The organism is Paenibacillus sp. FSL H7-0737, from assembly GCF_000758545.1.
Taxonomy (GTDB): domain Bacteria; phylum Bacillota; class Bacilli; order Paenibacillales; family Paenibacillaceae; genus Paenibacillus_AQ.
The window spans coordinates 1,102,226-1,123,863 of the sequence record NZ_CP009279.1 but is presented as its reverse complement, the minus strand read 5'-3'; the positions used below and the strand labels follow the sequence as shown (position 1 = coordinate 1,123,863).

18 protein-coding genes and 1 pseudogene are annotated in these 21,638 nt (G+C 43.8%); 9 read left to right on the top strand and 10 right to left on the bottom strand.

Annotated elements, in window-relative coordinates:
* Positions 1-16 precede the first annotated feature (16 nt).
* Complete coding sequence (thpR, locus tag H70737_RS04870; RefSeq protein WP_042185226.1) at positions 17-619, bottom strand: RNA 2',3'-cyclic phosphodiesterase; 603 nt, start codon at positions 617-619, stop codon at positions 17-19.
* A gap of 88 nt (positions 620-707) precedes the next feature.
* Between thpR and H70737_RS04865 the strand changes: the two genes are divergently transcribed.
* Both H70737_RS04865 and H70737_RS04860 read left to right on the top strand, forming a co-directional pair.
* Entirely contained in the window at positions 708-1,664 is a 957-nt protein-coding gene (locus tag H70737_RS04865; protein WP_042185224.1) for a D-2-hydroxyacid dehydrogenase, read from the top strand.
* A 104-nt stretch (positions 1,665-1,768) separates the two neighbouring features.
* Positions 1,769-2,137 (top strand): annotated as a pseudogene (locus H70737_RS04860) (GrpB family protein); the annotation flags it as partial.
* Positions 2,138-2,233: 96 nt separating this feature from the next.
* Here the strand turns inward: H70737_RS04860 and H70737_RS04855 are convergent.
* Both H70737_RS04855 and H70737_RS04850 read right to left on the bottom strand, forming a co-directional pair.
* A complete protein-coding gene (locus H70737_RS04855; protein WP_052404167.1) occupies positions 2,234-7,030 on the bottom strand; it encodes a glycosyl hydrolase in 4,797 nt (1,598 codons plus the stop codon).
* A gap of 318 nt (positions 7,031-7,348) precedes the next feature.
* Positions 7,349-8,758, bottom strand: coding sequence for a deoxyguanosinetriphosphate triphosphohydrolase family protein (locus H70737_RS04850; RefSeq protein WP_042185220.1), 1,410 nt, complete (start codon positions 8,756-8,758; stop codon positions 7,349-7,351).
* A gap of 188 nt (positions 8,759-8,946) precedes the next feature.
* On the opposite strand from H70737_RS04850, the gene H70737_RS04845 reads away from it, so the two are divergent.
* From H70737_RS04845 to H70737_RS04830, 4 genes are all read left to right on the top strand, one after another.
* Complete coding sequence (locus H70737_RS04845; RefSeq protein ID WP_052404166.1) at positions 8,947-9,252, top strand: hypothetical protein; 306 nt, start codon at positions 8,947-8,949, stop codon at positions 9,250-9,252.
* Between the two features lie 42 nt (positions 9,253-9,294).
* Positions 9,295-9,918 (top strand): class F sortase, encoded by a 624-nt coding sequence (locus H70737_RS04840; RefSeq protein WP_042185215.1) that lies wholly within the window; start codon positions 9,295-9,297, stop codon positions 9,916-9,918.
* A gap of 166 nt (positions 9,919-10,084) precedes the next feature.
* Entirely contained in the window at positions 10,085-10,720 is a 636-nt protein-coding gene (locus H70737_RS04835; RefSeq protein ID WP_231573388.1) for a polysaccharide deacetylase family protein, read from the top strand.
* Between the two features lie 66 nt (positions 10,721-10,786).
* Entirely contained in the window at positions 10,787-11,758 is a 972-nt protein-coding gene (locus H70737_RS04830) for a helix-turn-helix transcriptional regulator (RefSeq protein WP_042185213.1), read from the top strand.
* A gap of 174 nt (positions 11,759-11,932) precedes the next feature.
* Here H70737_RS04830 and modB read toward each other — a convergent pair whose 3' ends face one another.
* The 5 genes from modB to H70737_RS04805 all read right to left on the bottom strand — a co-directional run bounded on the left by modB (position 11,933) and on the right by H70737_RS04805 (position 16,386).
* Positions 11,933-12,595, bottom strand: a complete 663-nt coding sequence (gene modB, locus H70737_RS04825; RefSeq protein WP_042185211.1) for a molybdate ABC transporter permease subunit — start codon at positions 12,593-12,595, stop codon at positions 11,933-11,935.
* A 35-nt stretch (positions 12,596-12,630) separates the two neighbouring features.
* Complete coding sequence (gene modA, locus H70737_RS04820; protein ID WP_042185209.1) at positions 12,631-13,419, bottom strand: molybdate ABC transporter substrate-binding protein; 789 nt, start codon at positions 13,417-13,419, stop codon at positions 12,631-12,633.
* 237 nt (positions 13,420-13,656) lie between these two features.
* Complete coding sequence (locus tag H70737_RS04815; protein WP_042185208.1) at positions 13,657-14,622, bottom strand: helix-turn-helix transcriptional regulator; 966 nt, start codon at positions 14,620-14,622, stop codon at positions 13,657-13,659.
* Positions 14,623-14,821: 199 nt separating this feature from the next.
* The gene (locus H70737_RS04810; RefSeq protein WP_042185207.1) at positions 14,822-15,508 is read right to left on the bottom strand and encodes a hypothetical protein; all 687 of its coding nucleotides are present in this window, start codon (positions 15,506-15,508) and stop codon (positions 14,822-14,824) included.
* A 191-nt stretch (positions 15,509-15,699) separates the two neighbouring features.
* Positions 15,700-16,386: a M50 family metallopeptidase gene (locus tag H70737_RS04805; RefSeq protein WP_042185204.1), complete on the bottom strand. Its 687-nt coding sequence runs from the start codon at positions 16,384-16,386 to the stop codon at positions 15,700-15,702.
* Between the two features lie 226 nt (positions 16,387-16,612).
* Here H70737_RS04805 and H70737_RS04800 point away from each other — a divergent pair, with 226 nt between their 5' ends.
* A complete protein-coding gene (locus tag H70737_RS04800) occupies positions 16,613-17,080 on the top strand; it encodes a DUF3450 domain-containing protein (protein WP_042185202.1) in 468 nt (155 codons plus the stop codon).
* A gap of 49 nt (positions 17,081-17,129) precedes the next feature.
* Complete coding sequence (locus H70737_RS04795; RefSeq protein ID WP_042185200.1) at positions 17,130-17,834, top strand: AIM24 family protein; 705 nt, start codon at positions 17,130-17,132, stop codon at positions 17,832-17,834.
* Positions 17,835-17,914: 80 nt separating this feature from the next.
* Here the strand turns inward: H70737_RS04795 and H70737_RS04790 are convergent, their stop codons facing one another.
* Both H70737_RS04790 and H70737_RS04785 read right to left on the bottom strand, forming a co-directional pair.
* Positions 17,915-18,370: a Dps family protein gene (locus H70737_RS04790; RefSeq protein ID WP_042185198.1), complete on the bottom strand. Its 456-nt coding sequence runs from the start codon at positions 18,368-18,370 to the stop codon at positions 17,915-17,917.
* A gap of 185 nt (positions 18,371-18,555) precedes the next feature.
* A complete protein-coding gene (locus tag H70737_RS04785) occupies positions 18,556-20,034 on the bottom strand; it encodes a potassium/proton antiporter (RefSeq protein WP_042185195.1) in 1,479 nt (492 codons plus the stop codon).
* Between the two features lie 194 nt (positions 20,035-20,228).
* Between H70737_RS04785 and H70737_RS04780 the strand changes: the two genes are divergently transcribed.
* Positions 20,229-21,275 (top strand): GNAT family N-acetyltransferase, encoded by a 1,047-nt coding sequence (locus tag H70737_RS04780; protein ID WP_042185193.1) that lies wholly within the window; start codon positions 20,229-20,231, stop codon positions 21,273-21,275.
* The last annotated feature ends 363 nt before the right edge of the window (positions 21,276-21,638 follow it).

Sequence of the window (21,638 nt, the reverse complement as noted above, 5' to 3'; positions counted from 1 at the left end):
AACTTAAATACCGATTTTAAAATGTAATATTTTCAATCATTTCATACATAGGAATGGCATACATTCTGGTAGCATACAACACAAAACTATCAATCGTCCAGTCTCTATGAAAGATTTTTGATCTTTTTTCATCATCCAATTTCAGTAAATTTTCCAGCAATTTATCATCAAATGAAATTTTTCCAAGGTACTTTCGAGCCACTGTGAGATGTGGTTTGTACTCCCTGGATTCGGCCGAAAAACCTAAAGGAAGTGTAGCAGTGTGTACTCTCGCAGCCAGTAAATTCAGCTCTTCTAGTTCGCCAGAAACCCCTACCCATAAAACTTTTGGAGCCTTTGGCAGACCAAATGTATTCCATTTGTCTAAGGATAGTTTGAAGGGGCGGCATTGCTCTGACATCTGCTTCAACGACATGATTAAATCCGGGATTTTCGTCTTTGGGGTGTCTCCTAAAAATTGCAGGGTAATATGATAATCCTCTGGATGAGTCCATTTTGCAAAATGAAACTTTTGAGATAGGTTAGAGCACTCTTCCGCCACAACTTGCCCAAGTTCTGCGGGTAATTTCACAGCAATAAATAATCGTTCTGAATCTTTATCCGACACGTTAGCATCCATATCAATTTCACCTTCTCCTATAGATTTGGTATCCTTATCCTATAACATTATCCATTTTCATCAAACCTTAGAGCAGGAGGAATACATCATGACTAAGTCCATAGTATGTCTACAACCACTGACAGCCGAGCAACAAGAAAGAATCAAAGCAGCAGCCCCCGGTTATACATTCATACAAGGTGACGGCAAAAATCCGGATTTACAGCTGCTAGCTGATGCTGAAATCGTAATCGGCTGGGCTAAAGGCATCGCCGATACGCTTCTTCGTCCAGATTCGCCCCTTCGCTGGGTCCAATCCTGGTCTGCTGGAATTGAGAAGCTCCCGTTAGAGCGTTTTAAGGAACGTGGAATCCTATTGACTAGTGGGAGCGGAGTGCATGCCGAGCCTATTTCTGCGGTAATCTTTGGCTTCATGCTTCTCTTCACACGTAATTTGCATACAGCCGTTCGCAATCAGATGAACCGCTACTGGAATTCTGACGGAAGTGAGAGTGAATTGTTCGGAAAGACAGCCGTTATTGTTGGAACTGGAGCCATCGGCAGCGAAACTGCCAGAATCGCTAAAGCTTTCCGGATGAAGACGATCGGAGTAAGTCGCTCAGGCAAGCCACTCGCTGATTTTGATCAAGTATATACCACTGACCATCTGCCAGAAGCTGTGAGCCAAGGCGACTTCATCATCAATATTCTCCCTATCACCGATGAAACTAAGCAATTATTTAATACTGCAATCTTCTCTGCCTTTAAACAAGGCTCCTATTACATTAACGTTGGACGTGGAGCAACTACTGATACTGAGGCTCTAATCCACGCACTGAATCGCGGTCAGCTTCGTGGTGCGGGATTGGATGTATTCGAAACCGAACCCCTCCCGCAGGATCATCCACTTTGGACTATGGAACAGGTAGTCATCACTCCTCATTCTGCTGGCATAACCGATCAATACGCTAATCGAATCGTAAATATTTTTACCGAAAATATAAATTCCTATTTATCTACTGGCACTCCATCCCTAAATCTCGTTGATTATGCCCGCCAATATTAAATTTAGTATTTGATTATTAAGAACACTTGTTCTATAATAAAAAAATCCAGAAATCAAGCATAAAGAGAGGTTAGCGAAATAGATGTTACTGTACACAATATAATGAGGAATGGAATCTTATCTTCCAAGAAGGATCTCGTAAGATTAAAGAGATCTTCGCTGATGCACTTATTGATATTCACCATATTGGCAGCACTTCTGTTCCTGGGCTAAAAGCTAAACCAATCATTGATATGATGTCTGTTGTACGAAATATCGAAGTCATTGATGACTTCAACGCGCAAATGACAGAGCTCGGTTACGAATGTATGGTCGAGTTCGGTATGAGTGGCGAGGCAGCAGAACAATACGGTAATCTAAAAGAGGATCTTGCGAATCAATTTCCGAAGGACATTGAAGCTTATATGGATGGGAAAGAAGCATTTGTCACCGAACTAGAAAGAACAGCGCTTGAATACTATTCAAATCTTTAACTATAAACTGATCATACAAAATAGTCCCTGCATATCTATTAGGCAATCCTAATGGACATGCAGGGACCCTTATTTCACACCTGGATCGCAGCGCGCTTAATTAGAAGCTATGATCTCGTCAATATAAGCTGTAGCGGTTCCAGCCGTAGAAGGTGTAACAAACTGAATGCCAATGGCATCTACTTTCTTCAAATTCTCAGGCGATAGAATGGAATTGTTGCTAAGATCAATCGTGAACTCCGTGAATCCATCCTGAGCAGCTATCTTCGCACCCGAATCTACCCATACTGCATAGCCACCTAATTGAAGAAACAGCTTCGCTTGAACATCAGGCTGGTCAGAGACGATTCTAACTTTAGCAGTAAGCTTGGAGAATGAGCTCAGATCAAGTGCAGCTACTTTTGATGCTGCTATAAAAGGATCTTTATCCTCTCCATTCCATGCGAAATCAAGCTTCAAAGATTGATTACCTTCAGCATATACATCAGAAGATACTGTGGCTGTACCAGAATTGATAGCCCAACCGTCATTCCCCGTCTCGAAGCCATAGCGAACATCCGGGACAGCTTTCTCCAGAGATACTTCCTTCAAATAAAGCTTCGCAGTTCCTCCATCATTGGAAGCATCCTCAATTTTAATGCCAATCGTCTTTACAGCAGCCAAATCTACGCCCACCCCTGCTGCTGCAGTAGGCAGGGAAATAGATAAGGTCGTATAACCGTTAGAATCTACAGGCACAGGATCACCGCTGTCGCTCCATTTCCAGTCCGCACCTGTCTTGATGAATAGACGTGCTTTAGCTGCACCACTCGAGAGCTTAACCTTAGCGCTGATCGTATCCAGCCCTGTAATATTCAGCTTCTCAGGATTAATAGCAAGTTCGAAGGATTCTTTGGAGCTGCCATTTGTATCATTGCCAGTATTAATCAAATCAAATTGTACACTTGCCGCTTCTTCATTGGCATCAAATACTGGAGGTTGAGCGTTGGCAGACGAACCGTTGGTTGTAGCCCATCCTGCAATATCAGCTTCTGTAGCGAAGGAGTACAACACGCCAGGCTCATGTCCCTGGGGACCTCCATTTCCTTCTTCCGACATATCCGGAAGTGTCTCGTCATAGACCGCTTGAATATCGTCAAAGTAGAGCGAACCTTCGTGGCTCTGTCCGTCCATCGCATTCACATACAAATTAAAGCTCTGAACTTGCTTCAATCTTTCCTGTGTAAGCTCCCCGGCTTTTCCCCAGCTCATCTCCGTCAAATTCTTCAAACTTAATACTATTTTACCGTTCTTGTCTGGATTAATGACCGGATAGGCTTCGAAATATCCTCCATCAATGACAAGCTGCACCACCAGCTTAAGTGGCTCACCTTTCTCAGCATAAGCGTTGTCTCCATCGGAAGCTACCCACATACTGAGTGCATTATAGTCGGACCAGTCCAGCGAACCCAGACTTTTACCTACTCCAGTATAACCTGCATTATTAATCGTATAGTGCAGTTTCATTCCGTAATCCCCGGATGCCTTATGTTCGGAGCTTAAAGATACGCTCACATCATCTCCGCCAGCCTTAGGATATTTGGCTATCAGTGCTTCATCACTTGAGCCATAAGATTCAAAATTATCTACCAGTGCTTTGTCAGCAACAGGTGCAGTATACGTATTATAAAGACCGATATTATCTACATAGATTGGCAATTCACCTTTCACTTCCAAACCACTGCCAACCAGAGATATCGCTAGACCAGTGGCTTCGGTTGATTTAGCGGCATTATCCAGATCAATCGAAACATCAAATTTATAATACTGTGATCCACTCACGTTAACTTTCTCAAGATCGGACAAAGATTTATAGGATGAGTCCATGCCATACTTTGTATCCCAATCTGGTGGCAACTGAATCACACTGCGTACCGCAGCATTGTTTGCCTCATTCTGAGCAGCCTCCGGAATTAACACGGAGAACTTCACACGTGTAACTTGAGACAGGTCCACTCCATCCAGTGCAAGATCATTCAATTGCAGCTTCAGTTCCTGCCAAGTATCCTCAGCAGACAGTCCTTCAGTAATGTTAATAACTAGCTTACCGTCAGCATCTAGTGACACATGCTGCAAGACCGTCTTGATCGTCTCTGCGTTATTGGCGAGCCCTGACCAAGTACCATTGTTTTGGATTTGCTCCAAATCCTTGTCAGTATCAAAAGTAAGTACCTTTATTGGCGCTTCATTGATTTTTAAGAATACAGAATTTGTCTGTGCAAGTGTAGCATCTCCAGTTCCATATGCCCTCACTGTAATCTCTGCTGAACTGCCATTCAGACTAGCGTCTGGCTGCCATGAAGCGCTATAGTAACCGTCTGCACCGAGCGTCATTTCCACCTCTACTCCAGAATCACCCACAGTATAAGTCACTTTGCTAGGCACTGCATTGAGTACCTTGGCCCGAATGATGGTCACGGCATCTGTTACTGTACTGATATTATTCGGAGTTACAATGTGGAGGAAAGGTTTCTTTCCTGCCACTTCAACCTCGAGATTGTACTTATTATCTTCTTTCACATCACTCGCAAAAGCCGTGAAATCATCTTTATAAAAATTCACAAAATCAGGAAGCAACTCATGATCTGCTTTATTAGGAACATTCTTATAAGGAACATACAAATTATTACCTTCACCAAAGTTCGCCCAAGTCAGCATATAAGATATTTTTGCTGCATCAGGGTCAGCCTTGATCGCATTCAATACTTTAGTGAACCATTCCAGCTCATTATTGCCTGTTGTTTTCATACCAGCAGCACTATAACCATACTCAGATAGGGTAACAATCTTACCTTTGTCTTGAGCAAGCTGAGAAATCATCTTAAGGTCTTTAACAAGACCACCCAGGAAAGCCTCCGAACCCGCATTCTCCTTGTTGTCATACTGATCCATTCCAAGAATATCAACAAATTGATCACCTGGATAAGTCGTTAAATATTCACTTTCATTTCCATTAAAAGATCCGTTTGGTGAGAATACATAAAGGAAGTTATGAACGCCTTTAACATCACGTAGGTATTCAACTGTATATCTGTACAGTTCCGCGTATTCACTCTTTGTCGTTGTAGCCGCACCCCACCAGAACCAACCTCCATTTTGTTCGTGGAAAGGACGGAACAGAACTGGAATCAGGTTGCCATCGTCATCCTTAAGATTGTTCGCAAAATCAGAGATGCGATCTAGATATTTATTAAACTCTCCATTCTTATCTCCGCCCGGCAAAATACGTGATACTACCGAGCGCGTTGCTCCTTTGGAATTCCCTGTATCGTTAAAGCTTCCACCCGTAACAAAATTGTACGGATGTGTACTTAGCGTTACAATACCACCCAAATCATGAGCCTGCTTCATGGCAGCGGATAATCCTAATCTACTCGCTTCATAATCTCCGCTAACTCCAGGAGGATTCTCATATCCATCTAAACTAAGGGTGTCCCAACCAAAAACCCCAGGATAATCACCAGTGGAGCTGTATACGTCAGAAATAACATTTCCGTTCTTATCCTTTCCGGCAAAAGAGACGGTAGTATCATGCTGATGACCGAACATAACTTGTTTGCCGCTCATGCTATCCAGATAAGCAAATAACGATTTGGTAGCAGCCGATGCATCTACGTCAACGATATGAACCCCAGCTTCTGGTGTTGCCGTTGGAGCAGCCGTTGCTGTAGGTTCCGGAGTAGCCGTCGGTACTGGCGTTGCTGTAGGCTCTACACTAGTACCACCTGAGCCCCCAGGCGCCGGTGCACTTGTTCCCTGTCCTACAAGAACTCCATCCTTCACAGTGTATGTTCCTTCTACTATAGTCACTCCATTTAAGACTACAGAGGAAGCACTTACTACAAGCTTGCTAATGGTACCCTTTGTTGTAATCAACGTTCCCGTTGCACCGTTACCAATCACAAGCTGATCGATTGTAGAACCTGAGCCTACTTCTATAATAGAAGCACTATCAATAGTCAGTTGAGTGATGACCGTACGATCCTCTATAACGACCCGAACTTTTCCTTCAGGACGATTCACTTTTACAACAGCGAATTTAGAATTTTTTAAATGAATCGAATGCTCGCCACCACCAGATATAAGTACATTACCTTTTACTGTTGCATTCTCCAAGACACCCTCACCATCACCAATACCGGAGGTAAAATAAAGGTTGCCTGATGCAGCTACATTCTTTAGTTCAACCCCACTTTGGTTAATGACAATATTCCCATGGATATCTCCCCCAGTGAATGTACCGGCTGTGTTGTAGTAGCCGCTAATCAATCTGTCAACGATAGTGACTACCTCCGCCCTTGTAATTGGGTCGTTCGGACGAAATGTACCATCTGGATATCCGGATAGAACTCCACTCAATGCTAGGGTAGCCTCTTTAGCGTAAGCGCTGATGGATGCTTGGTCTGTAAAGGCACTCGCTTTAGTGCCTGGCTCCAATGAAAAAACAGAAGCAATTAATGTTGCAGCATCTTGACGAGTTACTTCAGTATCCGCTTTCGCTTTATTATCAGGAAAACCTTTGTAATAGCCAGCTTGCTTCGCTATAGATAAAGCGCTTGCATACCAAGCTTTAGCAGGTACATCCGAGAATGACATTTCCGAAAGAGTACTAAATCCAAATAGCTTATTAATAATACTTACAAGCTCAGCACGCGTTACTTTATGATCCGGCTTAAAAGAGCCGTCCGGATAACCTTGAATAACACCATTACCCTGCCATTTCTCTACACTTTCTCCAGCCCAGTGCGCCTTGAGGTTTTCATTTGTTTTTCCGTTAGCTAGCGCAGGCACAGCCATTGTAACGAGCATTACTGCTGTAAGAAATAGAGCAAAGCTTTTTTTGAACCTCTTCATTCGTTTTACCCTCCCGTTTTGTAAAGGTTTTCATTATTACTCAAGCAGAAGATTCGACTCCTTTATCAACCTCCCCATTTATTACCAATAACAATTTAGTTATTATATTAGCACCAAAGTAGCAAACAAACAATAACTTATTTTTATAAATAGCTATTTTGTTATAAAAAACACTGAATATTAGGGTTAACAAGCATAAATATAGTCAGATTAATAATAACAAAACACTAACAAAATATTCCCCGTTCTATAAAAAACAAACAAAAGGCCAGTCTCCAATGGATTGGAGGCTGGCCTTAACTTAATCTTCTCTTTTATCTAATCCAAGTCATAAATCGATCCGACTTTCAACCCGTATAGCTCATTGTATATCTTCTCAGCAAAGGCATCCGTCATCCCTGCGATATAATCAATCACCATATGTTCCCACGTCCAAATAGGATTCGCTTGTTTCTGATCCTTCTCAAAGCGTTGCAGCCAGTCCGATGGAATAATGGCTTTGGATGTCTGCGGATCAAGAAAAGCTCCCCATAGACGGCGCAGAATCCATTCACTACGTTTCTGAAGCCGCTGTACTCGTAAATCACGAATCATCGTGACCCAAGCGAAGCTTTTCAGCACACTTACGGTCCGTAGCATATCCTCATCTTCTTTTCCTTCCTTTATAAAGGTGACCTTCTTCCAGTCTCCATCAGGAATCACCCCAAGACTTGCGACAAAGGTGCTAACCCAATAAGCCTTAACTTCACGCCGAGTTCTGGAATAGTCATTCTCGCAGGTTGGCATCTTTTCCATCCATACTCGAAGAAATGAACTAAGCACCTCTTCGACCTTAGCGCGGATACCTTCCTCCTCCCAGCCCTTCCAGAAGAAATCCTCTAACGTTGAAATTTTCTCTACGATCAGCCGCTGAATATAGGAATCATGCATAAAGTGTTCATGCACTTCAATCTTTCCAGCCTTAATTCCATCCTCCAAATCATGTGCAGAATAAGCGATATCGTCGCAAAGGTCCATCAGCTGAGCTTCCAACGTTTTCTTACCTGCTGGAATTCCCCACTCTTTGCGAATCTCCGAAATATATGCCCATTCGTGAAGGTACATCCCCTTCTTCAGTGAGGTGCCAGGAAACGGATATTTATTAATTCCGAGAAGCACTGCATCCGACAGATTTAATCCATCAATGTTCTCCCGCTTCTCCAGAAACATAATCAGCCGATAATTATGGGCATTGCCTTCAAAATGCTCATAGCGCTGCTTCATCTGCTCATGAATGAGCAGCCTATCTGCTCCCGTTACTCCTGATTGCAGGGCAGCCTCATTCGTCTTCTTTTCAATAAGCTGGTCCAGAATGTTATCCAGTACCTCTTCCCCTTTATGCCCGAAAGGAGGATGACCAAAATCATGAGCAATGGCCGCGCATTCCACAACCTCTGGATCTATTACAAGTCCTGGGTTCTCAGCTTTACTTGTCTCCACCTCTGGATAAGATCTAAGCAGACTTTTCGCTGCCTCACGAGCAATCTGAGCGACTTCAAGCGAATGAGTTAGACGCGTCCGGTAATAATCACCCGTGCCAGCCCCGAACACTTGAGATTTGCCTTGCAGCCTACGAAAAGTAGGCGAATGAATCAAGCGTGAATAATCACGCTCATAAGCAGCTCTCGACGTTTCTAGGCGGGTAATTTCCGGATATTGCCGGTGTTCTCTTTTTTCAATAAGTGTCATATTCCCACCCCTAACCAAATGTCTATATATTGAACTTCATTATAAGGCATTTTCATAACAATTTTCACATCAAAATACAACGTTATCCCAATCCCAAACTGCAATGGAAGCAATCCACCAATCTAAAAGCAATTGAAATGGAGATATTAATCTTCGTAGGCAAAAAACATCTAGGAGGAATCCACTAAATGATTATGAAGAAATTGTCCGTAGCTCTTTTATCCACTTGCTTGATGCTATCCGTTGCTTCTGCGGCTTCTGCTTCTGCTGCACCAACCGAAACGAAACATGAGAAAAAAGTACATGCTGAAAAAATGAAGAAAGAAAAAGAACATAAAATGCATGAAAAGAAAATGCATATGAAGAGCCACTCCACTAAAGGAATTCATGCAAAGAGCATGAAGGCTAAAAGCATTAACACTAAGAGCATTCACATGAAAGCAACAAAAATGCCAAAAACAGGCCATGGCGGTGCTAGCGAACAAACTGAATAGGGAGGATGAAAGAGGGGGAATCCCCTCTTTCTTTTCTTACACATGAAAAAATGGATATCTTCATTTATATTAACCTTCATCACTTTAACCACTGCCAGTTGTACTGACTCACATTCGCAGGAAAGCAGACCAGACACGAAGTCACTACAAACACAGCAGCAAGAAACGATAACTCCTACTAAAGCTATTCAAAAGATCGATATTAAACCATCATTACCCAAACCTATCCTGCCTACTCAGCTTAGCATTCCAGCTATTAAAGTAAGCGCCAAAATAGAGACCGTTACATTGCTTCCAGATGGACAAATGGACGTCCCTAAGGATAGCAATATTGCAGGAATTCTGTACCCAGGAATATTACCAGGTGCTAAGGGAAATGTAATTTTAGACGGGCATGTGGATAGTTATATTGGTCCAGCTATTTTTTTCAACCTCAAAAAGCTTAAGCACGGTGATGAAATAACGGTATCCAATGCGGACGGGCGAAAACTAACTTATATTGTAGAGTCTGTAGAAATCTTCACCACTGCTGAAGCACCCTTGGAACGAATTTTTGGAAAGTCTACTGAAGCCAGAATGAATCTTATTACTTGTACAGGGAGATATAGCAGAAAGAAGAAAGAACATGAAAAAAGGCTGATTGTCTTTACAAAACTGAAACTATGAATATTTTGACCCTCCAAAGGAGCATTCTAAAATAAAAAAAACAGGTGAATTCATGAAAACTAGCAGCAAAATTATGATGACTACCCTCTCTCTCTTGTTATGCTTCACGAACTCCGCTCTAGGTAGCCCGAGCAAGAACCGCGACTACTACGAAAAAAGAGGAGACATGATTTGGGAAGTACATACTAACCAAAAAGTGATTGCATTAACGTTTGATGACGGTCCTGACCCTTCTGAAACCGATCAAATATTAAAGGTATTGAGTCAATATCATGCGAAATGCACCTTCTTTGCCATAGGAAAAAGAATTGCAGCGTATCCAGATGTGGCGAAACGAGTCATTTCCGAAGGACATGAATTAGCTAACCATACCTACAATCACGTCTATTTTAGAAAACCTATTAATAAAGCCCAGTTTGAGCGGGAGCTTAATTTAACCGAAGAAGAAATCATAAAGGTTTCTGGAAAGCATAGTGCTTTGTTCAGACCCCCGGGTGGCATGTATGACGAGACACTAGTTGATACTTCAAACAACATGGGCCTAAAGCCTATTTTATGGTCCTGGCATCAAGATACACGTGACTGGAATCGCCCTGGCGTGCAGAGTATCGCGAACAAGGTTATTCGAAACGCACATAATGGTGATATCGTCCTGTTTCATGATCATGTGCATGGACAATCTCAAACCAGAGAAGCGCTCAAAATTATTTTGCCGGAATTAGAAAAGCAAGGTTTCCGATTTGTCACCGTTTCAGAATTAATCAAATTATCCAATACACAGCAGGCAGGTAAAGCACAATAGCCTAATTGCACAGGACTTCAAAATAAGGTAGTCTTGTCCTATTATGAAGTTCTGGAGGCTTTTGTCATGTCTGATAACACATCCTATACGACTGAGGAAATTGCCCGTTTACTGAAGATCTCGAAATTAAAAGTATATGATCTGATTAAAAAAGGGGAGCTTCCCTCCTACCGTGTAGGAAAACAGATGCGTGTGGATCAATCCGATTTAGAAGCCTACAAACAGAATGCTCGAAGTGGCATGACCCTATCGACATCGCCGCTGACTTTTGCTGGAGCAAATCTAACACAAGTTGCCACACATTCTGGCCAATTTAATAGTAAAGCTACAGGACACAGCCTCGTGATTACGGGTCAGGATATGTCACTCGATATTCTAGCCACCTATTTGGAGCGTTGCCTGCCCACTGAGCGCCCTCTTCGTTCTTACGCTGGCAGTCTAGATAGTCTGATTGCCATGTATCAGGGCGAGTCGGACATCGTCAGTACGCATCTGCTCGACGGGGATACTGGAGAATATAACCTTCCCTATATTCGTAAAATCCTTGTAGGCTTCTCTTATGTTGTAGTGCGTCTGTTGACCCGAAGTGCAGGATTGTATGTTCAAAAGGGAAATCCTAGAGGTCTTCATGAATGGTCTCATCTGCAACAGGATGGACTTACACTGATTAATAGAGAACGAGGCGCTGGTGCACGTGTGTTATTGGATGAGCAACTCCGATTGCACGGCATTCCTGCCGCAAGCCTATCTGGATATGCGCAGGAGGAGAATAGTCATTTGGCAGTCGCTGGAAAAGTGTCACGAGGAGAAGCCGATGTGGCCATCGGTACCGAGAAGGCTGCTCAGATTGTCGACGGCGTTGATTTCATTCCCTTGATTCAGGAGTGTTATGATCTAGTGATGCTCAAGAAACCGGGAAATGAGCACTGGATCACCACCGTGATTGATATTTTACGCTCGCCAGCCTTTCAAAGTGAGCTTGGGTCCATTCACGGATATGATCTCACGGAAACCGGGACGATTATTTACGAAACCTGATAGTCACAAGCTTGCTTCTTATTAAAGAGGTTTTGTTTTAACGGTGCGTTTCTAAAGAAAAAAAACCTAGTCCATCCCAGGTTACTCCTGGATGGGCTAGGTTTTTTTAAATTTATCAAGATTTCCAATCGACATTCCCACTGAGGTCAGCGGAGCGATCTCTGTCGAGCATAATTAAGTACGCCGGTTCACAAACATCAACATCACAGCAGACATAACAATAATGGAGCACACCCACATCCAAGCAAGGGTCATGTTGCCGCCATCCACCGCGACATAGATCGCTGTAGGTACAGTCTGCGTGCGGCCAGGAATATTTCCAGCTACCATGATCGTTGCGCCAAATTCTCCTAAACCGCGGGCAAAACCTAGAACATACCCAGCAGCGAGTGACCGACCTGCAAGGGGCAATGTGACATAACGCAGTACCTGCAGTTCGCTCGCTCCCTGCGCACGCGCCGCATCCTCAAGATCCGCTTCCACGCCTTCAAAGCCCGCCTTCACCGTACGGTAAACGAGAGGAAAAGCTACGACAACCGCAGCGATAACCGCAGCCCCCCATGTAAAAAGGATCGTATGCTCCGTCATTTGTTCATACCATCTGCCAATCCAGCTGCGACGACCTAAGACGACCAACAGCACAAATCCGACAACTGTCGGCGGCAATACGAGAGGAAGAAGCATTACAGTCTCAACCAAGCTATAACCAGGGAACTTGCGACCTGCCATAGCCTTAGCCGCGGCCGTTGCAAGAATAAATACAATGATGCTGGTAATTACTGAAATTTTAACGGAAAGCCATACCGGGGCGAAGAAATCAGTCCAATTTATTTCCATCCTTATTCACCCCGCTTCTACTCATGATTTCTTATTTAAGGAAGCAAGAAGCCATAGCTTGCAAAAATATCACTAGCCTCTTTGCTTTGAAGATAATTGTAAAATTCTTTAGCTTCCTTTTGATTCTTTGAATCCTTCACGATACCCGCCGGATAATTAATAGCTTTGTGAACATGCGGGCCTACAGTAAGGGCGATCTTTGTCTTTTTTGAAGTCAATGCATCTGTCTTATATACAAAGCCTGCATCGACATTCCCCGTTTCGACGTAAGACAGAACCTGACGTACATCCTTCGCAAATACAAGTTTGTTTTGCAGCGTATCCCATACCTTCTTCGCAGTTAACGATTGCTGAGCATATTGGCCAGCGGGCACAGATTCAGGCTGCCCTACCGCTACCTTCTTAAAGGATTTATCCGTAAGTTGAGTGATTGTATTTAATGAAGCTTTTGAATTCGAAGGTACGACTAGAACCAACTGATTCTTAAGCAGAACCTTATGGTCAGAGATCAGTCCAGCATCCACTAACGCATTCATCTGTTTATCCCCTGCAGAGAAGAACAGATCCGCCGGAGCACCCTGCTCAATCTGCTTCTGTAATGTGCCAGATGCAGCATAATTAAAGACCAAATCAATATCGGGATGCTTCTTCTCATAGAGAAGCGCCATTTTATCTAAGCTATCCTGCAAGCTGGCTGCAGCGGATACTATAATCTCTGTCTTCTTGGCGGCTGCCTCTACCTCCAACCCTGCGCCCGCAGATAAATTCACAACCAAAAAAATTGCTAATACACCAAAGATCCTGACTGACCATTTCTTAAACATTTCCATTCCTCCCATTTTCACATGTATATATGTAGATGCTATTCTAGCATACGTTTTTTCGATTTTCTATAGATTGAGTTGTGTTTGGATATGTTTAGTTATATATTGTTATAATTAGATAGTTAGAAATGAGTATCTTGGACTTACTCGCAAAAAAAGGATGCCACCGGCAACCATTTAAATGGTTGCTCAAGCACCCCATCTTTCGAATTGAACGAAGGTCAAATGAGCGTATCACTATTTATAGTGCGAACTCCATTTTTCCAACTGCTGCCTGATTACTTCACGGTAATAGTACGGTTCAATGATTTCCGCTTCCTCTTCGAATCTCTTAATCCAGCGGACAAATCCTATATCTTGTTCCACGGCAACCTTAAAGTGAAAACATCTAGATTGACGATCCACTTTACTTGGCTTAAAAGGCAATTCGTCCTTCTTAATTCCTTCCATTACCCGTTCCGAGAATTTCACTTTGAATTCTACCTGTAAACTATCCCTATCGAGTGACCATTTCTGCTTCATAAAGGCTTGCACATCAAACGCTTCCTTCGAAAAAAAACGATTTAATGGCTTCACATTAGAAAAATCGTTGATATGATATGTACGAATAACACCCTGACGATGACAAAATCCAATGAGATGAAAACGACTTTCCAGCGGGACCAGACAATAAGGATCAATGGTGATCCCTTTCTCTTCTAATGCATTCTCACTATAATTCGCTTGAATACTCTTTTGCTTTAATAAAGCCTCCAGGATCGGAGTAAGAAATGAGTGTTGTTCCATATGCGAACTGCTTCTTTCTGCCCACCCCACCCCTACTTCTCTTCTTGCACGTTCTATTGTCTCTTCTCTCTCCGCCTTACGTTTATATTCAGCTGCGACTACTTTTTCATACGCGCTTTCAAAATCTATGGGTAATGCTGGTTTTATATCTTCCATAATATAGCGTAATTGCGAAAATGCGTTTGCTTCTTCTTCCGACCAATCCAAGGGATAGAGTGCAAAATTCCCAATAAAAGCATAACCTTTTCCATGCCCCAGGTGGGTTATGGGAATATGCATGGCGCTAAGCGCGTCCATATCCCGGTAAATCGTTCTCTCGCTGTTGCCGCAGCGTTCCGCCAATTCGCGGGCTAATATCCCTGGCTTGGCTTGAACAAGTGTAATAATGCGCATCAGTCGGATTAATCGGTCTGTCATATTCAGTTCCCCTTGATTTATGGTTAAATAGACCCATTATTTTATGAAAAAAAGTAAAATTGTGATAGAACTTTTTTACTATGTTACCACATTTTATATTACAATTCTTCTTATAATTTTCCGCCGAATCCGCTGAAAAATCCAATTTATGTATAGGTCTTTTTTCGCTTATGTGCATCCTCGTGCAGTGAGTCCTATATTAAATTCCACCAACGGCTTTACTTCGTTGCTGATGCTCGAACCCGATCTGTTTATACAGCATTTCAGCCTCTTTAAGCAGCAAAGGATCTCCAGAGCGTACTGCGAGTAGCAACATCTTATCCGCATGTCGATTGAGCATTTCGTGAGCTTCACTATGCTGGCCTTTACTTCGTAGTGCCTCTGCTGCTTCAACCGTTTCAGCCGTCTTCAACAATTCCAGATGCTTCTCAACATAAAAGCAGCAAGTATCGCTCAGAATGCGCGTATGATGCGCGTACTCCAGCTCAAGTACCTTCACGGGAAGTTCACGAACACGCTCTACAGTTGGTTTTTTATACTTCCACTGTAGGGATAATGCTTCATATTTACCTGCTACAGAACTAGAAGTAGTGAACTCCAATCCTATGAATTTGCGTTGTCCTGTTTTTATTTTTCCAAGCTTAAGCAAGAGTGAATTCCCTTCTCCAGCCTCCATTTCACATCCATAACAGCGCTTAAAAGTTACATGTGGCTCAAGCCAAACTCGTAGTTCAATATCACGTGCAACCACTTTGTGGCTGCTTGGTCGGCTATTTTCTGAAGGCAAATTTCCTTTCCATTCGACAAGTAAAACAACATCCCGATTTCCACCTGCAAAAATACGATCTTGACCCCACGTAAATATAGGAGTAATACTTTCCATCATATTTTCCACCTCTTTCTTTTTTTGGGTCTTCTATTAATGTACCAATAATGGCGGACAACTCCATGTCATGGAATGTATGTTCGGTTCTATATTATCGACAAAAAAAGAGCCATTCTACATACTAAGTAGACTGACTCTCGCAAAAACAGCCCCTTTTGTCTGTTTATGACGAAAATTTTATGTTTTTAACTTTAACGACTCTGAAGTTTAGGCTGCACTCGCTCCCGCTTAAAAAATAGTCCCAGCGCCCATTTGGCGCAAAGCAGAGAAAATATAAAAAATAGGACTGCCCAAAATATGGCCGGCACCGATGTCATCCTTGCCAGGTTACTGGCATCTCCCGCACGAGATGGGGATACAACGGCCGCATATACGAGAAATAAACTTCCCATTACAGACTCTTCCAAGGTCAAAAAAGCTAATAACAAATAATAATATTTGCTGGCCTTTTTCCACACCACCAGCATTAAAACATTCAGCGCAATAAACCCGCCTAACCACATCATTCCGAAGCTTCCCCGCACGTACATTACCAGCATAATCAATGCTACTGTAGTAGCTAAGATAAGTCCCCAATCATGCCGTCCTTTACTGTAGAGATAGAAGAGCAGCAATGCGAATAAGGAAGCAAGCACATACCCGGATAGCGACACCAGTATCGCTCTTCCTCCATCTTGAATGGCTGAATAGGTGACCCCACTATGATTCGCGTATAGCTCAATCCGCAGCACACTGCCAGACAGCAGTAAAGTCACCAGCGCATGACCAAATTCATGAATCATCGTGTCCAAATTCCGAAACAAAGATGAGAATGGAATCAACCTCGTCAAAAAAGCAGATCCGGCCAAAAATAACATTGTCTTAAGCCATTTATCCATTCCGCAGCAGCCCCTTTCCGTCCAAAGTATACGATAAATAGTCCCTCTTCTCAATCATGTTGAGCACAGCCAAATCGTTCTTTACAAGGAAGTGTTACCTCACTTCAAACAGGCAAATATTACTGACCCAAGAAGCCCTATTCACGTTTAGCGTACGCTGTCAGAAGCTGTCAAGCTGTGTTAAAATAAAAGAAATATAAGCCTAAATTGGGTGGTGATTATATAGATGAAACAACGTAAATACCGTAAATATCTACAGCTGTTATGTTCGCTCCTGCTTCTGCTGACTCTTTCCATATCTCTTCCGGCCCCAGTAGCACAAGCCAATATATTCAGTGATATCTATAATGGATTCAAAAGCTTCTCTGAGCTTCCAAATGAAGTCAATGAATTGAAAGAAGGATTTCAGCAGACAGCTGAAGAGCTACAACAGGCGAAGGATAAGCTTACGAATACCATGCAGGAGATGGAGGCCTACCGGACACAGAACGAAGCCCTTCAGGAGCAGAATCGCCAACTAACGCAGATGGTTGATGAGTTGCAAAATGACCGGACGGCACGCGAAGAATATTATCATAAAATCAAAGTGACTATTTTTACGGGGATTGGTCTAATTCTGGGGTATTTTATACTCATCCGTATTGTTCGTTTCAGCATGCTTCACCGTTCTAGAAAAGGAGACCGCCTGCGCTAATCTTGAACATTCAGTAAAGATCACGTCTACAGCATGAGGGAGATGAAATATGAACATCGATGTCCAAGATGAAAGCGACAGCGGGAGCGGACAAGCCGTAGCCTTCACCCTTGGGGAGAAGGAAGAGGTTCATGTGCTGCACCCACAACAAATTATCGCTTATCAAGGGCCTGCCACTGGACGGGCAGACAGATTTATGGATGTAAAGGGCATCTATCGCAAGCGAAAACTGATTCGTTCGGATATGTCTGGCCCTTGCCATTTTGTCGCCGCCCTTCCACCAGGTTATCGGGTAAAGATTCTGCAGCTTGATGGAAAGAGCGATTTATTGTACGACTTTAAACATCTCTTCTTCTACAGCAAGGGAGTTACGATGGATACACGAGTGCTAAGTATGAAGAATGTGCTCGTTACACGAGATATTGTGAAAGTGAAATTTACGGGTAACGGCATCATTGGTATATTGACTGAAGGTACGGTATGTGAAGCTGAGCTTCATCCTTACAATCCGCTCTATGTGGATGCAGGCAGCATTATTGCCTATCCTGAGAATGCGAAGCTGGAGCTTACCGTTTACGGCAACCATTTAGCTAGCCAGCATATGAGTTATCATTGGAAGATGACGGGCCACGGCCCTGTGTTGTTTCAAGCCGGACGCCAGAATCGCCGATTTGAAAGAGATAATAACGATGATGGAATTATTAAACGATTTCTGCGCGAAGCCGTGCCATTTGGTGGAGTATTTATTAAATAGAATGCTTCAAAAAAAAGAGCGCCATGCGTTAACCATACGCAGGCGCTCTTTGTGTATTCTATCCCTATAAGGATGTTGTCTTAGCCGATAAAGGCATTCAGCATCCAAGCATGTTTCTCAATGCTGCTTCTGATGCCAATCAGCAGATCCGCAGTTGGTTGATCGCTCAATTCTTCAGCAGTAGCAATTGCATCTTGCAGTTCTTTAGCAACAGTCTTAAAGTCTCTCACGAGCTCAAGTACCATACCTTTAGCATCTTCGCCGCCGCGAGCTTCTTGTAAGTCGGACAATTCAAGATATTGCTTCATTGTGGAGGCTGGTTGTCCACCAATAGAAAGCAAACGCTCAGCCAAATCATCTGCATAACCCGCAGCTTCATTGTATAGCTCTTCAAACTTCTCATGCAGTGTGAAGAATTGAGATCCGCTAACATACCAGTGATAATGATGAAGCTTTACCCCGAGCAGGAACCAGTTCGCAGTTTGGCGGTTCAAAGCAGCTTGCAGTTCAGTATGGTTCTTTAATTGTGTTGTCATTAATAAAACCTCCTATGGTTCATTTATTATAATTGTATTTAGACTCGTTCTAAATCTATATACAATTTAACACACTCTTTCGTGTTTTGCAACTATTCTGGAGATTATATGTTGTGCCGATTCTAGCACAGCTTATGTTATAAAGCCTATTATGTGTGTCACACTTTGGTAAAAGAGTCTCTTCTCTAGATTAAAGAAACATCCTCCTCCGCGGTCTTTCCTTTCCTGCTGCGGAAGAAAGCCCTCATCTCATCACGCTTACTTTTCGGACTTAGGACATACACAGTATCCCCAGGCTCAATAACAGTACTTCCATGCGGAGTGACAATCTTTTTATTGCGGATAATTGCCGTAAATAAGATATCATCTGGCAGACCTATTTCTGAAATCTTCTGTCCAGCAATGGGCATATAAGGGTTAATTCCAATATGGTTAAACTCCGAGTCTGTCTTGCCAAGAGCAACCAGCTCCATCAGGGAAGGCTGATCTGAATCTTCTTGCCCCACAAGCTTCAATCGGGATGCTAGCGGGGAAATACTAGTTCCCTGAATCACCGCCGAGGTCAGTACGACAAAGAACACAACATTAAAGAATAGTCGTCCGTGAGACAGATCAGCCAGCAGCGGATAAGTCGCTAACACAATCGGAACGGCTCCACGAAGTCCGGCCCAAGAAATCAAAGTCTTCTCGCGGATCGTAAATTTGGAAAAGTGCAGGCTTATAAATACACCGATTGGTCTAGCTACAACCATCAGAATGACGGATAACAAGATACCTTGCCATGCCACTTCCGCCAGCTCCTGTGGAAATACTAACAAACCAAGCAGTATGAACATAAATATTTGCATCATCCAAGCAAAACCATGACTAAAATTCATAATGGTACGGTGATACATTAGCTCGGAATTCCCAAGCGTAAGGCCCATGACATAAACAGCCAGCAGCCCGCTGCTATGTACCCATGCTGATAAACCATAGGTCAGAACAGCAAAGCCAATCGCCATTACTGGATAAAGACCTGTGGAATCCAGGTTAATTCGATTGATACAGAAAACTGCGATCTTCCCCAGCACAAAACCCAGTACTAAGCCAATGCCCATCTCCCATATAAAAGACAACAGCAGCCCCCATATCGCCATATCCGGATGCTGTATCCATTCGATTAGCGAGACTGTCAAGAACACCGCCATTGGATCGTTACTTCCTGATTCTGCTTCTAACGTCGAGGTCAGACGTTTATCAATGTTCTTACCGCCGAGTACCGAGAAAACTGCAGCCGCATCTGTCGATCCAACGATCGCTCCAAACAGAAAGCTTTCTGGCCATGTCACATCAAGGATCAGCTTAGCGAATACCCCTACAATGGCTGTCGTCATGATTACGCCTACCGTTGATAAGGATAATGCCGGCCGAATAACAGGTTTAATATCCTTAATATTCGTCTGCATGCCACCTTCGAATAATATGACAACCAATGCGAAGATCCCGGCCATTTGCGTTAAGGAAGCATTGTTAAAAAAAACAAATTGGCTTAGCACCATCCCCGCAGCAAGAAACAGCACTAAAGCTGGCATTCCAAATTTAGTGGAGAACTTGGTGGAAAATACGCCTACAAGCAGGAGTGCTGCCAGTAATAATATAATATTATCTGCAAGTTGGGACACCGATTATTCACTTCCCTTTCTCTTCTAGCTTTAAAATATAAGAAGCTTCCTTATTTATGTACTTTATTACCCTTTTCGATATCCTTTTGAGACATTGAATAATATAAACAAGATTGGAGATTTCATTCCCCGGGCCTTATACTTTATGTAAATGCTTTCTCCCCATCGTGTGTACATATAGGAGGTTGAATGTTATGCAATTGAGATTAATTAAACCTGCGGAGCTAGATCAAGCGGCTCTGCTTGCAGATTCTGTCTTTCGTGAACCGGGTGCCACTTCAATGAAAGAACTGTTTCCACTTATTTTCCGCCCTGGACTCAGTCATTCCTACGCGGCTATTGCCGATGACGGAACGGTTGCTGCTTTCATGGGGCTCGTACCCTCCACGATCAAGACTGGAGATGCTTTCCTGAATGTATTCTCCATAGGTGCTGTCTGCACTGATCCCGCTTTTCGGGGCCAAGGACTGGCGGGCCAACTTCTACAGCTATGCCAGAGTCATGCTGCCGAGGCCGAGGCATCGCTGATTTTTGTCTCGGGTGATCGTTCGTTATACACCCGAGCTGGGTGCGTACCGTTCGGAGGTACGCAATTTGCCGAGCTGAACGCAAGCTCAGCTCAGGCTCTTGCAGCCGCAGCAGGAGAAGAATGGACGCTGCGGCCAATGCAGCCGGGCGACTTCTTCGGAGTCTACCGGCTGCTCAATGAACGCGAAGCCGGACATGTATATAGTCCGGGTGAGCTGGCGCTGCTGCTGGGGACCGAGGCTTACGCGGGTGTGATGGGCTTAGCCCAGCGCACACTCGTAGCCGTTCGGGACGGCAGCATCGAGGGGTTCGCCGCGGTGGCTGTGCCCGCGGCGGCAGACGTGCCCGCGCCGAACGCGGCGACGGCGGTGGAATGGGCCGGCCAGCCGAGTGCGGTAGCGGCATTGCTGGCCAAGGCGGCCTTGTGCGGCGGCGTTGGCACGCTGCAAGTGCCTGTGCCGTGGCAGGAGCGCGGCTTGCTCGCGCTTCTGCGGGACGCCGGCGCCAGCTTAAGCGGCGGCGCGAACAGCGGGACGGTCTGCATCGCAGACCGGGAAGCGCTATTGCGGCAGACCGAAGGCTGCCGCAAGGGCCTCGACTTGTCGTCCGTGCAGGACGACAAGGAGCTGATCTCGCTGCTCTTTGAGCCAGCGAGATCAGCGGATTCCGATGCTATTGCTTTGCCGTATATGTCTGGACTTCGTTTCATTTAACGGATTTAAACAAGAATAAACGGAAGCCGTCCTTTTAAGGACGGCTTCCGTTTCTGCGAGAAAGAGAAAGATAATATATGCCGTGGAACATATACATTCTGATCTATGGGATATCCCAAACTCCCCCACCTTCTGCACTCAGTCTAAGAAATTGTGATGGGGCGTTGGGGAAGGAGTTTTATGGGGAAAAACTCCCTCTATTTAGGATGATTTCCTCACAATTGCCCAGTTATGCGGAATTTCTCCCTATAATACGGAGGATTTTCTAAAAAACGGCGATATCCGCTGGAATACAGGGAGAAATTCCCTATATTCCACCTGTTCAACCCTAAAACACAAAATTTATAGGGAAGAATTCCCTAT